This is a genomic window from Priestia sp. P5, assembly GCF_029522155.1.
GTDB lineage: Bacteria > Bacillota > Bacilli > Bacillales > Bacillaceae_H > Priestia > Priestia megaterium_E.
Window position 1 is genome coordinate 1,856,958 of record NZ_JAKWFJ010000001.1, and the last position, 15,386, is coordinate 1,872,343.

Genomic DNA, 15,386 nt, shown 5'->3' on the forward strand with positions numbered 1-15,386 from the left:
AAGTACATTCATTGAGTTTGAAAATGGAAAAGTTTATACTTGCCAAGTACACTCTTTTTACAAATAGGGGGAATAAATATGTTGTTAAAACCTAAAGCAATTTTTTTAGATATGGACGGTACGATATTAAATCGCTCCAACAAAGTAAGTATTCAAACAAAAGAAACCATTGACGAATTACGAAAACAGGGAATTTTTGTTTTTATTGCTACGGGAAGAGCGTTTGATGAAATAGAAGAGTTAGTTCCTGAAGGCTTTCAAGTGGATGGATTTATCACGTCAAATGGTATGGCAGGGTACGTAGGAAAAGAAGCAGTCTTTCAGCACTCGCTTTCACTTCAATTGGTGGAAACTATTATTGAAAAAGCAAGAGCGAACAAGGTATACTACGAGCTTTTCCCGTATGGCACACCTCGCGTGACGTTAAAACAAGATCAGCCATATGTTGAAAATGAAATTAGAGAGCCAAAGCCAGACAGTGTGGAAATTAACGAATGGCTTTCTCGTAAACAAGCGATAAAAGAAGAGATTGACTGGAAAGATTCCGTAGAAGGAAGTGAATTTTCAAAGTTCTATTTCTTTGCAAGAACGCACGAGCATATCGATAAATGGAAAGAGGAGCTTGAAGAACTTAAAAAAGAAATCGATTTTACAACTTCTACTTCATCTAAACACAATGTTGAAGTGATGGTGGCAAACGTAAATAAAGCAACGGGAATTCAGCAAATGCTAAAACATTTTAATTTGCCCGAGCAAGACATTCTAGCAATTGGCGACAGCAACAATGATTTACCAATGTTTCAGTTTGCCAGCTATGCCGTAGCGATGAAAAATGCGCCGGATCATATTAAAGAAATTGTCGATGACGTAACGAAATTTAACTGTGACGAAAACGGCGTATCTCATTATCTTTCTAAACTTTTATTGCAAAAATCTGCTAGAAGTAATCCCGTTTTATAAAAATGAATCTATTTCACGACAATGCATTATAACCAACTATTCAAAACATCGTCTTTTAGGCGGTGTTTTTAGTATACATAAGGTGAAAAGTAAACCGTTCATTATTTTTAGTTATAGCACTCTTAGCTAAAAAGAATAGCCAAGAATAAATCTTCTATAACTTAAAAATTATGTTATAAACAACATAATTATATAACTATCCTCGTAACTATCCCTGCAAAACGCCTCTCAGCCCTGATGAGTGCCACCATGCCAAAGCATAAAATATTTTAAAATCTAAACTTTTTCTTTCTTCAAACTTTTTATAAAATGCGCAGAAAAGGGATTGTATCTCCGTATATTTAATGCTAATATAACATTTAATGAAAATAGTATAACATATTTAGCTTTATTTTATAATTAGTATGACATAAATTCTTAATTTAATTGTTTTGTTAAAGTGTTTATAATCATAGTGACCAGCATATTTGTCTATTCATTACTATTAAATTGTGTATCTTGTAAGCTGCTAAATGAAAAATACTAGCGTTATTAAACTATTAAAATCAAAGAATAGGAAGATTTAATGTGAATAAAAGAAAAATTGTCTATATAGTTTCCGACTCAGTAGGTGAAACGGCTGAGCTGATGGTAAAAGCAGTTTTAACTCAATTTAGTGGAGAAGATATTGAAATTCAAAATACTTCTTACGTAGAAGATGAGGGAAATATTGATAATATCATTGCTGAAGCAAGGTGTAACCAGGCCATCATTGCGTATACTATCGTCATCCCACCTTTAAAACAGTATCTTGACCAAAAGGCACAAGAAGAAGGAATTGTAGCTATTGATTTAATGACCCCTCTTATGAGAGCCTTTAGCCAAACCTTTGATAAAAAGCCTAATCTTCAACCGAGATTAACGAGAAAGTTAGACGATAACTATTTTCGAAGAGTAGAAGCAGTTGAATTTGCTGTTAAATATGATGATGGACAAGACTTCAGAGGTATCAAGCGAGCTGATCTAGTGTTGATTGGTGTTTCGAGAACATCTAAGACGCCACTTTCTATGTATTTAGCTCATAAAAGTCTTAAAGTAGCGAATATACCTTTAGTTCCAGAAGTGACGCCTCCTGATGAACTTTTCACTATTCCGAAAAATAAATGTATTGGTTTAGTTATTACACCGGATAAGCTCAATGAAATCCGAAAAGAACGATTAAAAAATTTAGGTTTAGCGTCTCAAGCCAATTATGCCAATGTAGATCGAATCCTTGAAGAGCTGGACTATGCTGAGAAAATTATGAAGCGCATTGGCTGTCCTATTGTTAATGTCTCAGGTAAAGCAGTTGAAGAAACCGCTGAAGTGATATTGAGCATGTTAAAAAAGGACAAGACGAAAGGGTATGTATAAAAACGCCCATTATGTAAGACAGATAACTTGTCAGACATACTTAATCTGTAGAGAGTCAGGTAGAACAGGCGTGTTGCTAAAAGGTGCTTTTTTAAAATATAAAAGATAAGGAAGATTGTGATGAGCAATGTATATAAAAAAACAGACGTTATCTTAATTGGGGCCGGAGTGATGAGCGCAACGTTGGGATCTTTACTAAAAGAGTTAGCGCCGGAATGGGAAATCAAAGTATTTGAGAAACTCGCAGATGCAGGAGAAGAAAGCTCGAATGAATGGAATAACGCAGGGACTGGCCATGCTGCACTGTGCGAGTTGAACTATACATCTGAACAAGCTGACGGATCTATAGATATTACGAAAGCAGTGAGGATTAATGAACAGTTTCAGCTTTCAAGACAGTTTTGGTCATATCTTGTAAGCAGTAATTTAATTCATCATCCGCAAGAGTTTATTATGCCAATCCCTCATATGAGTTTCGTACAAGGAGAAAAGAACGTATCCTTTCTGAAAAAACGTTTTGAAGCGCTATCAAATAATCCATTGTTTCAAGGGATGGAGTATTCGGATCGTCCTGAAAAGCTAAAAGAATGGATGCCGCTTGTTATGAAAGGCCGTACATCGACTGAAGCAATTGCGGCAACTAAAATCGACTCAGGGACGGACGTGAACTTTGGAGCTTTAACTCGTATGTTGTTTACACATTTAAAAAGTAAAAGCGTAGAAATAAACTATAACCACAGCGTTGAAAATCTGACACGTACCGCAGACGGCTCGTGGGAAGTAAAAGTACATGATATTCATAGCGGCAAACAGGAATATCACACGGCGAACTTTGTTTTTATCGGAGGAGGAGGCGGAAGTCTGTCTTTACTCCAAAAAACGGGTATTCCTGAGTCCAAGCATATTGGAGGATTCCCGGTAAGCGGATTATTTATGGTATGCAATAATCCCGAAGTTGTAGCGCAGCATCACGGGAAAGTGTACGGAAAAGCAAAGGTTGGCGCTCCGCCGATGTCGGTTCCGCACCTTGATACACGCTATATCGACCGCAAAAAAACACTGCTGTTTGGACCTTTTGCCGGATTTTCACCAAAGTTCTTAAAAACGGGTTCAAATTTGGATTTAATCAATTCTGTAAAACCGAATAATATCTTAACGATGTTAGCAGCAGGCGTCAAAGAGATGGGGTTAACGAAATACTTGATTCAGCAGGTGCTGTTGTCAAATGAAAAGCGTATGGAAGAACTTCGCGAGTTTATTCCAAACGCAAAAAGCGAAGACTGGGATATCGTCGTAGCGGGTCAGCGTGTACAAGTAATCAAAGATACGGAAGCCGGAGGTAAAGGAACTCTTCAATTTGGTACCGAAGTTGTGAGTTCAGCTGATGGTTCCGTTGCTGCATTGCTCGGGGCTTCGCCAGGTGCTTCGACTGCCGTTCATGTCATGCTTGAAGTGCTGGAAAAGTGTTTCCCGCAGCATATAGAAGAATGGGAATCAAAAATAAAAGAAATGATTCCTTCTTACGGCTTGTCACTGGTAGAAAATCCAGCGCTTTTTAACGAAATTCATGCTTCTACAGCACAAATGCTTGATTTAAGTAAAAAAGAACTTGTGTACCGATGATTTTAGGCAGCCTTTGATACGGATGCTCTATATTAAAAGAGTTTTTTAGACAGTTAAAGTATTTAAACTACATGTGAAATCTATAAGAAAAAATGAAGGAGCTTCGTTATATAAGGGGCTTCTTTTTATTTATTTCCTTTGCTAGCAGAATTTACTTCGTATTCGTGATATAATTCTTATTAGTAAGCGTTTACATATAATGGGGGTAAAAAATTGGAAAATAGCTATTTCGAGGAGCCGATAAAAGATGATTCCAACTAATACATCTTTACTGACGAAAGAACAAACGATTTTTAATCATACAGGGAATAAAATTAAATTAGAAGACAGAGAGATTAATATTGTTGCTCGATTTGAAGAGCCTCTTGTTTTAGTTTTAGGAAATGTACTAAGTAACGAAGAATGTGACGAACTTATACAGCTATCCAAAGATAAAATGCAGCGATCAAAAATTGGTGCTGCACGTGAAGTAAACAGTATTCGAACGAGCAGCGGCATGTTTTTTGACGAAAGCGAAAACGAGCTTGTACATCAAATCGAAAGAAGACTTTCTAAAATAATGGGACCATCTATTGAATATGCTGAAGGTCTTCAAATTTTAAAATACTTGCCTGATCAAGAATACAAAGCCCATCACGATTATTTCACTTCTGAAAGTAAAGCATCTAAAAATAACCGTATTAGTACATTGGTTATGTACTTAAACGATGTCGAAGAAGGAGGAGAAACTTATTTTCCTAAGCTGGGTCTTTCCGTATCTCCGACAAAAGGAATGGCCGTGTACTTTGAATATTTTTATAGTGATGCTGAACTTAATGACCGTACTCTCCATGGGGGAGCTCCTGTTATAAAAGGAGAAAAGTGGGTCGCTACCCAGTGGATGCGCAAACAAAAAATTCGATCGTAATAACAAAGGTTTGAAGAGCCCTATTAGCTATTGTTAATGAGGGCTCTTATTTATGTTACAAAAATATAGCAATCATGGTAGCCGGTTATTATATTGAAATATTCACACTTATTCTATTTGTGCGGCTATTCCTTATTCTTATAAGCCGGTAGACGATAAATGTATTTGTAGTGTAAAATATCCTCATGATTAAAAATTTGGATACACTAAAACGAAAAATGTGTTCGTGAGATAAAAATAAAATAGATGCTATTTAAAAGAATGACTTTAAAACAGGTAAGCAATTTTTATAACAGTTGCACGAAAAAACTCGTGAAAGGTATTTTCACGAGTTTTTGTTTTTAGGTGATTTACACTATTTATAAAATCATTTTACTTTTATATAGTAGATAGGGAACGTGTTAAAGGAGGACCCGGGTTTTGAAAGAAATAAAAGCAATTATTTACGCGATGCTTGCGACGTTTATGCTGCTTCTTACTGGATGCAGCGATGAACAGGCAAGTCATTCAACCACATCTTCTACCGATACGAAACAAGCAGTTCAAGTAGAAGGTTCATCAGATCAAGAAAACGATCATAGTCCTTCTAAAGCAAGTCGTGAAGACGTAGTAGGTGAGGCAGCTACGGTAGAAAGAGTAGTGGACGGTGATACGCTTAAAGTGAAAATGCTGAACGGAAAGAGAGATCGCGTGCGACTACTTCTTGTTGATACCCCCGAAACAAAGCATCCCAAACTAGGCGTACAGCCCTTTGGTCCTGAAGCATCTGCTTACACCAAAAAAAGACTAGAAGGACAGGAAATTACCCTTGAATTTGATGTGCAAGAGCGTGATCAATATGGACGTTTGCTTGCTTATGTATGGATAGACAATGAGCTGTATAATGAAGAGCTGCTAGCAAAAGGGCTAGCCCGCGTAGCAGTATTTCCTCCTAATACAAAGTACGTAGATGAATTTAAGAAAATACAGGAGCTGGCTCGAAAAAGCGAAAAAGGAATCTGGAGCATTGAAAACTATGCCCAGGAAAAAGGGTATAATACGGATGCTGTAAAAAATCAGTCTTCTTTTAATCAAAAAGATACACAATCTGCCGAAAGCTGTGAAGGTAAAATAAAAGGAAATCAAAACTCTAAAATTTATCACGTGCCAACAGGGGCACACTACAACCAAACCATGAACAACGTCATTTGGTTTTGTACCGAAAAAGATGCACAAGAAGCAGGATACAAAAAAGCAAAAAACTAATAAAGAAATTCAGTAACTGCTGAATTTCTTTTTTTTTTTGAGTTCAGTAAGTGTTTGTATAGGAGTGGCTAAATACCATCCAACAAAGAACGACCAATTCGTATAAGAAGACGCACGGGCCATATGAGCAGCTGAGGCACTTGTAAAAGAACCTCCGCTATAAGTTCTCTCCCGCTCATCGTATTATCTTTCTGCTGACGGCGTTTTTTCATAGTCATCATCCATTCATTTGAAAATATACATTAATTATACAATGAAAGGAAGATTAGGAGTTAATTTTTTCTTTCTTTTCTTTTTCGTGTTAAAGTAGATAGGTAAGAAGTCTTGCTGCAAATAAAGCAAGCGAAGAGAATAAAGGGAGTTTGAAAATCGTGAAAATAAGGAAAGCAAGAAAAGAAGATGCTTCTGCTGTAACGGAATTACTTTATGACATGCTTGGCAGTATTGCACGCTCTCATACGGCGGCTACAACGAATGAAGAAGCGCTTTTAAGACTTAAAGCGTTTATTCTGTCTGAGAAGAATCGCTATAGCTATCATCATATTACAGTCGCAGAAGTCGATGAGAAGGTAGTTGGACTTATGCTTTGCTACGAAGGAAGTATGTTACAAACGCTTTATGAACCAGTTAAGCGTTTTGTACGTGCTAAACTTAATAATCCAGCGTGGGAAATTGATATAGAAACTGAACATGGAGATTATTATATTGACTCTCTATGTGTAGATGAAGCTTACCGCGGAAAAGGGATAGGAACGGCTCTTTTAAATGTAGCCAAGCAAGAAGCCAAAAAGCGTAAGATGTTTTTATCGTTAAACGTTGAATATAATAACGTAGAAGCCAAAAAATTGTATCAGCGTATAGGCTTTCAAGAGCATAAAACCATTTTTATTGATAAAAAACCATTTTTTTATATGAAGACTGCCTGAGCATCTTTACGGTAGTATTTTTTGTGATAAAATGGATATATAAGTAAAATAATAAGAACCGACAGCTCAGCACTTTTGCTGAGCTTTCCTGTAAATCGCGTAAACGTATCAAAATGGAAAGAATCCTACATCCAATGGACCATAAGCAAGCGGTCATGAAAGTATGTTTGCTGATGTGCCACATGAAAGGAGCGTGCATGAACATCAGAGATCTTCCGTTTAATATGAGTTATCGATTTAATGAACAGCTTCGAGAAGTTCCGGTTAACCCACACCAAATGAAGCAGGGAATTATCTATTTGAAGAAACGAGCTCTCGAAGAAGAGGATGAGTGTGCCGCTGCTAAAACATATGGACATATTGGTGTATATGAGCGCATACTTGGAGAATTAACGAGCAGTGAAAGACATCTGCTGCTGGCCATTTATCTATATGACCGACATGCCGATACAATAGGTGAATTTTTGAATACGATCCGACTTGGACATACATATCACTGGCAAGAACAGTGGGATAAAGCGAATGAAACGTTTCAGCTACTCATTGAACAATTAAAAGCAGATGAAGACCTTCACATATATGAAGACTTTGTCTATCAGCATTATGGAAAATGTTTACTTGATCAGCGGGTTGTTTCCAGAGCACATCACTATTTTCAACGCGCGTTAGAAATTCGATTGAAAAAAGGCGATAAAGAATTAATTGAGTCAACTAATTCCTGCATCCGTCTTTGTTTAAATAAATTAAAACATTCCTAGTATACATAAAAGATAAATGACTCATCGTCTTGGTTACACATAATGCATAAACTTTCCGTTTGACAAACGTATGTGAACATATTATAGTCATACATGGCAATTTAAGAATACGTAACATAAAAACTAAACATAAGCGTCTCTTCTCTTTTGGAGAAGGGGCTTTTTTATGTGAATTTTTATGCCGAGGAGGGTTTAATCGATGAGTAAAACAGTAAAAGATGTCATCTTTTTATTAATAGGTTCGTTTGTATTTTCACTTGCAGTTAACATGTTCGTCATTCCAATAGGACTAGGTGAAGGCGGCGTTACGGGTATATCAATTATTTTATATTATACAACGCATCTTTCAACGGGCATCACTAACTTTATTTTAAACGGTATCTTGCTTATCGTAGGGTATAAATTTTTAGAGAAAAAAACCATCGTCTATACGATGATTACGATTATCGCTACATCTATTTTTCTTCACGTAACTGAAGGATGGGGTCTTCATCTTCATGAAGAGCTCATTGGCATGGTTTTTGCCGGTGTACTGCTAGGCGTTGGAATTGGGATGATTTTGCGAGTTGGTGGAACAACAGCAGGTTCAGCCATTATTGCTCGAATCCTAAATAAGTTTTTAAACTGGAAAGTCAGTCATGCACTTTTAATGGTTGATTTGCTAGTGGTATTGGCTTCTTATTTTATTATTGGAATCGAAAAGCTACTATTTACAATCGTCATGCTGTACATTACAACAAAAGTAATTGACTTCGTTATTGAAGGATTCGATGCCAAAAAGGCCGTTACCGTTATTTCAAGCAACAAAAATGAAGTAGCGGATCAAATCAATGAACAGCTTGATCGCGGAGTAACGATTCTAAACGGTCGAGGGAACTATACAAAAGAATCAAAAGAAATCTTGTATGTGGTCATTAATAAACAAGAGCTTATTAAACTTAAAAAGCTGATTAAAAAAATTGATGATGAAGCATTTGTGATTGTACACGATGTACGAGATGTAATTGGAAAAGGCTTTCTAAGCGCATAATGCTGTGGTTCTTGGCAATTTTTTCTGACGTTGGTGTTCTCCCAAAAAGTATGATATAAGTGTGTCTAGAGACAATTCAATATACGAAAGGGAGAACCCATATGCGTAATAAAAGGCATGTAAAACGTCTTCTTCAACGTCGAATTCGTTCTTTACGATACGTTGTCTTGATTTTATTTACGATACTGATCTTAAAGTACGTTAGTGAAATTATGTAACTTTTTTGTATGAGTCTTATCGCTCATTTGGAGTGCTTTTTCTTTTAATTTAGTAAACCAATTTGTATAATAGGTTTTAAGAAGGAGGAGTTCCATGAGCATTCCCAAACCATTAGTTCAGCTTAATCAACTCTTTATCGTTATAACGGTTTTGATCGCTTTACTTGCGGCAAAGTGGCTTTTACTTTTGCCTTTTCTCGTTGGAGTAGTCACACTTGCAACAAAGCGTAATCCCGTAATTATGGCAGGGAAAACGCTTCTCAAAAAGCCTGCTTCTTCTTATCAAATGGAAGACCGGGATCAGCAGCTTTTTAACCAATGGATTGCAACGATATGTATGGGGGTTGCTTTCATTTTCTTTTTAATGGGTTATACGCTTGTCGGCTACGTATTTAGTATAATGGTGATTCTTGCTGCTGGTGTAGCGCTGATGGGATATTGTATAGGCTGCACGATTCGTTATCGATATATGATGTGGAAATATAAAAGAAAAAAACACGCTGCATAAAAAAACAAAGCCTCGAGAAGGCTTTGTTTTTTTATGCTCATTTGTATGCGTTATTAATAAATTTAATCATCATAATGGGTGAAAACAAGTGTTAGAGCGCCTATATCCTTTAAAAACCTTTGTTGACAAAGTAAGGCAAACAAATTAAACTTTTTATGATAATAATAATCGTTACGATTTAAAAGGGGGAAGTTATAGTTAAAAACCGTACATAAAAGAAAGATAGTTTTGAATAAAGGAGGGGTTTATATGAGAAAAAGGATAAGTTTGCTATGCTTAACGCTTGCTGCGATAGGTGTGCTAGCGGCATGTTCGGCTAACTCTGCGAGTACCGAAGAAAAGAGTGAAAAGAAATCACTTACTTTTGTATCGAATTTTCCAAGTGACACGCTCGATCCACAGTTAAATTATACAACTGTACGAGCCGGTATTGCCGAAACGTTAGTAAAAGTTAATGAGCAATTACAGATTGAACCGTGGCTTTCAAAAAAGTGGAAAACAGAAAATGATGGGACGACCTGGGTGTTTGAGATTAGAGCCGGGATTACGTTTCAAAATGGCAAGGATCTGAATGCTGAAGCCGTGAAACATTCGTTAGAAAGAACGATAAAAGAAAGCGAAGCAATGAAAAGTGCACTTAAAATTAAAGAAATGAAAGCCAGTGGCCAAATCTTAACCATTACAACAACAGAGCCGCTTGCCACGCTGCCTTCTGAACTTGTTCATCCAAACACAGCAATTATTGATGTAGATGCTCCAGATACAAAAAGTAAACCCGTGGGAACAGGGCCATTTAAAGTAGCTTCGTTTAAACCGGATAATGAAATGAAAGTAAAAAAATATAAAGAATACTGGGGCGGGGAACCAAAATTGGATGAAGTTGTGTTAACATTTAATGATGATGAAAATGCACGAACGTCCGCTTTACAATCAGGTGAAGCCGATATTGTATACCGTCCGGCTATTGAAAGCTTAAACACGTTAAAAAAAGATTCTTCTATTGTAGTAGATATACAGCCGAGCCTGAGAAATCAAATGCTTTTTTATAATTCAAGGCAAGAAGCGTTTAAAGATAAAAATGTGAGAAAAGCGTTTGATGTATTGTTAAATCCAAAAGATGTTGTCGATACAGCGCTCGCAGGTCAAGGGTCACCAGCAGCAGGTCCATTTTTAGATAGCTTGGATTTTTCGAACGATCCTAAAACGAAAACCTATGGACCAAGTGAGGCTCAAACATATTTAGAAAAAGCCGGTTATATACTCAAGAATGGAAAAGCAATAAAAAATGGAAAACAGCTTTCTTTTAAGCTCGTTACATATCCTTATCGTCCAGAAATGCCTTTAATGTCACAAATGCTTCAGTCAGAAGCAAAAAAGATTGGTGTAAAAATAGACATTCAACAAGTGGAAAATATGGACGAGTATATGACAACAAAAAATGATTGGGGAATCGTTACATATAGTCTAGTAACCGCGCCGCGAGGAGATGCAGGATACTTCTTTAATGCTCTTTACATGGAGGGAGGAGCATTTAATGTAGGTCATTTCCATGAACCAGCATTAACTTCCATTATTAATAAACTCAATAAAACAGTTGATCAAAAACAGCGCAATGAGTTAGCAAGACAAGCAGGAGAAATAGCAGAAAAAGAAACGCTGCACTCTTCGATTGTTCATCCGAATAATTTTGTGGCCTATAGAGACAATGTGAAAAATTGGGTTACAACCAAAAGTGAATACTATGTGATAACAAAGGATTTAGATGTGAAATAGATATGAAATTAATTGGTAAAAGAATAATAGAATTACTCATTTTTTTAGTTATCCTATCGTTTCTCAGCTTTGTTTTGATGAAGCTGGCTCCAGGAGACCCAGTTAAGCAAATGCTCCGCGTAGATGATGTGGCAGTTTCTGAGGAACAAATAAATAGTTTGCGAACAGAGCTAGGGTTTAATGAACCCGTATATATTCAATATGTAAAGTGGCTGAAGCGCTTTTTTCAGTTTGATTTAGGATCTTCATATATGACAAAAGAGCCTGTCATCGATGAATTAGCCGAGAAGTTTCCGGCTACGCTGCGCTTGACAGCTGCATCTTTGGTTGTGATGCTGCTAATAGCTGTGCCACTCGGCACGCTGTCAGCACTATACCAGAATAAGTGGATTGATTATCTCAGCAGAAGTATTTCCTTAATTGGAGCGTCTATTCCCAGCTTCTGGCTCGGTCTTTTGTTTATACAGCTGTTCTCCGTGCGTCTTCAATGGCTTCCTTCGATGGGGACAGGCACAGCAGCTCATCTTGTGCTGCCTTCTTTAACGCTTGGTTTTGCCATGTCCGCTGTGTATATGCGAATGATTAGAGCTAGTCTGCTAGAAGGACTGAAACAAGATTTTGTACGATCCGCTCGAGCAAGAGGAATAAGTGAAAGTCGCATTTTTATTTTTCACGCGTTCCGGTATAGCTTAACGCCAATCCTTACCATTTTAGGGACGAGCTTAGGCAATTTGCTTGGAGGAACGGTCATTATTGAAGTGCTTTTTGCTTATCCTGGCATTGGAAAATTAGTTATTGATGCGATTATGAATCGTGATTATCCTGTCATTCAAGGATATATTTTGTGGATGGGCCTGTTTGTTGTTTTAATTAATTCACTTGTGGATTTGAGCTACAAATATGTAAATCCCCAGCTCTATGTAAAGGGAGGGGATAAAACGTGAAAAAGCCGCAGCTTCCTTTTGTAGTGATAAGCGTGTGTGGTATTGCGCTTATTTTATTTTGTATGTTTGGAAGTCAGCTAGCACCGATGGATCCCACACAAGTCAATATGCAAGACCGGCTTCAAAAATCCACCGGTGATCACTGGTTAGGAACTGATCACTTAGGCAGAGATCTCTTTTCACGAATCGTAGCTGGAGCTCAGACCACAATTGGGACTAGTTTTCTTGTCTTAGCTCTTTCTCTTTTGATTGGAGTACCTGTTGGCTTAGTTTCAGCGTATATTGGAGGAAAAATAGACCGCTTTTTAATGAGAATTGTAGACGTTTTTTTAGCTTTTCCTGACTATATTGCAGCCATCGTCTTAAGCGGAATGCTAGGGCCTGGATTATTTAACTTAATTGCTGCGATGGTTATTGTAAAGTGGGTTAGTTATGCAAGGGTAGTGCGCAGTATTGTGCTTCAAGAAAAGTCAAAAGAATATGTGCTGATCGCTAAATTAAACGGAGTGGGAACACTACCTTTAATCCTGCGCCACTTTCTTCCTCACGTGGGAAGACATATTCTTGTTCTTGCTACGCTGGATATAGGGAAAATTATTTTAATGATGGCTTCATTATCCTATATTGGACTAGGGACTCAGCCGCCTACTCCGGAATGGGGAACGATGCTAAATGAAGGCAGGGCCTACTTTTACAATGCTCCGCAACTAATGTTGATACCAGGCTTGGCCATTATTTTATTGGTGCTGACGTTTACAGCTTTAGGTGAATATATTCGAGGGAAATATCAAGTTAATCGATAAAAGAGGTGATCGTCATCGTTTTAGAAGTAAAGCATCTAGCCATTCATAATAAAACAAAACAAATCGTAAAAGACGTTTCTTTTACAATCGAGCAAGGACAGTGGATGGCGCTCGTTGGAGAAAGCGGAAGCGGTAAAAGTATCACTGCTGCTTCGATAGGAGGACTGCTGCCGTCAGGTGTCACGCTTAAAGGAGGCTCTATTACTTTTAAGCAGGAAGGATATGCGCCTATCCTTGGAAAAGATATTTCGTATATCTTTCAAGATTATCGAAGCGCTTTTACTCCTTTTTTAACAATTGGAAAGCAGTTTGATGAAACGATTCGTACACATAGTAAGCTGTCTAAAAAAGACAGGAAAGCAGCCATTTTTCAGGCTCTAAAAGCTGTGAATCTACCGGATGAACGCGTATATAAAAGCTATGCTTCTCAGCTGAGCGGAGGACAGCTTCAGCGAGCAGCGATTGCTTTAGCGCTGGTGATGAAGCCTGCCTTGATTATTGCAGATGAACCAACCACGGCTTTAGATAGCGTGTCAGCAGCTGAAGTTCTTCAGCTGCTGCATAAGCTGAAAGAAGAAACAGGCTGTGCCATTTTGTTTATTACCCATGATTTGCGTCATGTGCGGAAATATGCAGACCGAGCAGCCATTATGTTAGCAGGAGAGATCGTGGAAGAAAACAGTATCGAATCTCTGTTTCACGCTCCGGATCACTTTTATACAAAAAAACTTTTTAACGCTATTCCTTCTTTACAGAAAACGCCTGATCGATTGTTAGATACGCAGAAAAAAGTGTTAATATAGGAGTGAAGTATGAAAGAAAAAAGTATATTACGCGTCAAGCAGCTGGTGAAACAGTATAAAGACGTTAAAGCGCTAAATAATGTTTCCCTGCATATTGATAAAGGAGAATGCGTAGGGATTGTTGGAGAAAGTGGAAGCGGAAAAAGTACGCTTGTAAAAAGTGTGCTAAGGTTAACAGAAATTCAGCAGGGAGAAGTATGGTTTGCAGAGAAACCTCTTCACAGGTTAACAGGAAAAAAACTGCAGCAAGCTCGTCTGGGCATGCAAGTTGTCTTTCAAAACCCCGCGGCTTCTTTTAATCCAAAAGTAAAAATCATCGATTCTTTGCTCGAGCCTTTGCGGCAGCAGCGAATCGTTCCTTCATTTTTATCTCATGTGAGCAGAAACGAAAAAGAAATCGCTTTTTATTTGTTAGAAAAAGTCGGGATTAGCGCAGAATATGCGTTGAATTATCCTCATGAACTCAGCGGTGGACAGCTTCAGCGTGTAGCGATTGCGCGTGCCATTAGCGTAGGTCCGTCTCTGGTGCTATTAGACGAACCAACAGCGAGTCTTGATGTTACGGTACAGGCAAAAATTTTAAATTTATTAAAAGATTTGCAGGAGACGCTTCAGCTATCTTATTTGTTTATTTCGCATGATTTAGCAGCAGTAAAATTTATGAGCAGCCGCATGATGGTTATCCAGCAAGGCGAGGTTATCGATCAATTTGACCGTGCAAAGCTATTTGATAAAAACAGGCATCCCTATACAAAAAAGCTTGTGCGTTTATTTGAATAGAGAGTAAAGCTCTTCGTTTAATATACTAAACGAAGAGCTTTTTTATAAATGAGAATGAGACAAAGTCAGGGGCGCGGCGGTGGAGTATGCATATGGATAAAGTGATAGCCTGCTTGGCAAAGCATGATAAAACTAATGGTGAGTACAACGAGAGGAATTAGCTTGTTTTTTCCTCGTTCTTCATATAGTCCGGCTGCGCTTAAAAGGAAGCCAATAGTAGCTAAGGGAGGAGAGACGCGAAAGAATAAATCTGCAGCGGTAAACCCTTGGTTTGTATATTTATAATAAAAAAATAGACCTGTAATTAATAAAAATAGTCCAATCCAAAACAGCGTAAGTTTTCCAAAAAGGGTTTTAGGCACTGTGTTTTCACTCCTTTTGTCAGTCAAGTACCATAAAATACTAGCATAAAACGTTCTGGTTTGCATTAGAGAAAAAGAACTTGAATGATACAATATGTGTAAAAAAACAGGCTTGAAGTAGGGAGAGATGAAGTATTCAAAGAGCTCCATGTAAAAAGATACATATCGTTGGATCCGTTGGAAGTGGAAAAACAGCTCTTGCCCGGTTATTGTCCCATAGATTAAAAGTTCCTCACTACGAACTTGATAATATTATGTGGGAACGAACATATGAAGGAGATAAAAGAAGAAGTGAAGAAGGCAGAAAAAAGTGTTTACATCATATTGCATCTTCAAAGGAATGGATTATAGAAG

General features: G+C 37.6%; 16 protein-coding genes. 14 read left to right on the plus strand and 2 right to left on the minus strand.

The annotated features are described in order from the left end of the window. The first annotated feature begins 78 nt into the window (after positions 1–78). The 5 genes from MMB69_RS10160 to MMB69_RS10180 all read left to right on the plus strand — a co-directional run bounded on the left by MMB69_RS10160 (position 79) and on the right by MMB69_RS10180 (position 6,127). On the plus strand, positions 79–960 hold the full coding sequence (locus MMB69_RS10160) for an HAD family hydrolase (protein ID WP_221784841.1): 882 nt from the start codon (positions 79–81) through the stop codon (positions 958–960). A 567-nt stretch (positions 961–1,527) separates the two neighbouring features. After that, positions 1,528–2,352: a pyruvate, water dikinase regulatory protein gene (locus MMB69_RS10165; protein WP_221784842.1), complete on the plus strand. Its 825-nt coding sequence runs from the start codon at positions 1,528–1,530 to the stop codon at positions 2,350–2,352. 120 nt (positions 2,353–2,472) lie between these two features. Next, positions 2,473–3,975 carry a malate:quinone oxidoreductase gene (locus MMB69_RS10170; RefSeq protein ID WP_221784843.1) on the plus strand — a complete coding sequence of 501 codons (1,503 nt, stop codon included), beginning with the start codon at positions 2,473–2,475 and terminating at the stop codon, positions 3,973–3,975. 247 nt (positions 3,976–4,222) lie between these two features. After that, positions 4,223–4,882 carry a 2OG-Fe(II) oxygenase gene (locus MMB69_RS10175; protein ID WP_264407801.1) on the plus strand — a complete coding sequence of 220 codons (660 nt, stop codon included), beginning with the start codon at positions 4,223–4,225 and terminating at the stop codon, positions 4,880–4,882. A gap of 420 nt (positions 4,883–5,302) precedes the next feature. After that, complete coding sequence (locus MMB69_RS10180) at positions 5,303–6,127, plus strand: thermonuclease family protein (protein WP_277447641.1); 825 nt, start codon at positions 5,303–5,305, stop codon at positions 6,125–6,127. 68 nt (positions 6,128–6,195) lie between these two features. Here MMB69_RS10180 and MMB69_RS10185 read toward each other — a convergent pair whose 3' ends face one another. Beyond that, entirely contained in the window at positions 6,196–6,339 is a 144-nt protein-coding gene (locus MMB69_RS10185) for a hypothetical protein (RefSeq protein WP_158307786.1), read from the minus strand. A 159-nt stretch (positions 6,340–6,498) separates the two neighbouring features. On the opposite strand from MMB69_RS10185, the gene MMB69_RS10190 reads away from it, so the two are divergent. From MMB69_RS10190 to MMB69_RS10230, 9 genes are all read left to right on the plus strand, one after another. Further along, entirely contained in the window at positions 6,499–7,053 is a 555-nt protein-coding gene (locus MMB69_RS10190; RefSeq protein ID WP_013057535.1) for a GNAT family N-acetyltransferase, read from the plus strand. Positions 7,054–7,250: 197 nt separating this feature from the next. Further along, on the plus strand, positions 7,251–7,811 hold the full coding sequence (locus MMB69_RS10195; RefSeq protein ID WP_034651039.1) for a hypothetical protein: 561 nt from the start codon (positions 7,251–7,253) through the stop codon (positions 7,809–7,811). A gap of 199 nt (positions 7,812–8,010) precedes the next feature. Continuing rightward, positions 8,011–8,841 (plus strand): YitT family protein, encoded by an 831-nt coding sequence (locus tag MMB69_RS10200; RefSeq protein ID WP_121945371.1) that lies wholly within the window; start codon positions 8,011–8,013, stop codon positions 8,839–8,841. Positions 8,842–9,153: 312 nt separating this feature from the next. After that, positions 9,154–9,567, plus strand: coding sequence for a DUF4395 domain-containing protein (locus MMB69_RS10205; RefSeq protein ID WP_264407797.1), 414 nt, complete (start codon positions 9,154–9,156; stop codon positions 9,565–9,567). A gap of 249 nt (positions 9,568–9,816) precedes the next feature. Then, positions 9,817–11,340, plus strand: coding sequence for a nickel ABC transporter substrate-binding protein (gene nikA / locus MMB69_RS10210; RefSeq protein WP_264407795.1), 1,524 nt, complete (start codon positions 9,817–9,819; stop codon positions 11,338–11,340). A 2-nt stretch (positions 11,341–11,342) separates the two neighbouring features. Continuing rightward, positions 11,343–12,284, plus strand: a complete 942-nt coding sequence (gene nikB / locus MMB69_RS10215) for a nickel ABC transporter permease (RefSeq protein WP_264407793.1) — start codon at positions 11,343–11,345, stop codon at positions 12,282–12,284. Further along, a complete protein-coding gene (nikC, locus tag MMB69_RS10220) occupies positions 12,281–13,087 on the plus strand; it encodes a nickel transporter permease (RefSeq protein WP_277447642.1) in 807 nt (268 codons plus the stop codon). Before nikB ends, nikC begins: the two co-directional genes overlap by 4 nt. Before the next feature lie 5 nt (positions 13,088–13,092). Further along, a complete protein-coding gene (locus tag MMB69_RS10225) occupies positions 13,093–13,890 on the plus strand; it encodes an ABC transporter ATP-binding protein (RefSeq protein ID WP_277447643.1) in 798 nt (265 codons plus the stop codon). Positions 13,891–13,899: 9 nt separating this feature from the next. Then, positions 13,900–14,670, plus strand: a complete 771-nt coding sequence (locus MMB69_RS10230) for an ABC transporter ATP-binding protein (RefSeq protein WP_264407788.1) — start codon at positions 13,900–13,902, stop codon at positions 14,668–14,670. Positions 14,671–14,735: 65 nt separating this feature from the next. On the opposite strand, the gene MMB69_RS10235 is transcribed toward MMB69_RS10230, so the two are convergent. Beyond that, a complete protein-coding gene (locus MMB69_RS10235) occupies positions 14,736–15,032 on the minus strand; it encodes a hypothetical protein (protein ID WP_221784852.1) in 297 nt (98 codons plus the stop codon). Positions 15,033–15,386: the final 354 nt, after the last annotated feature.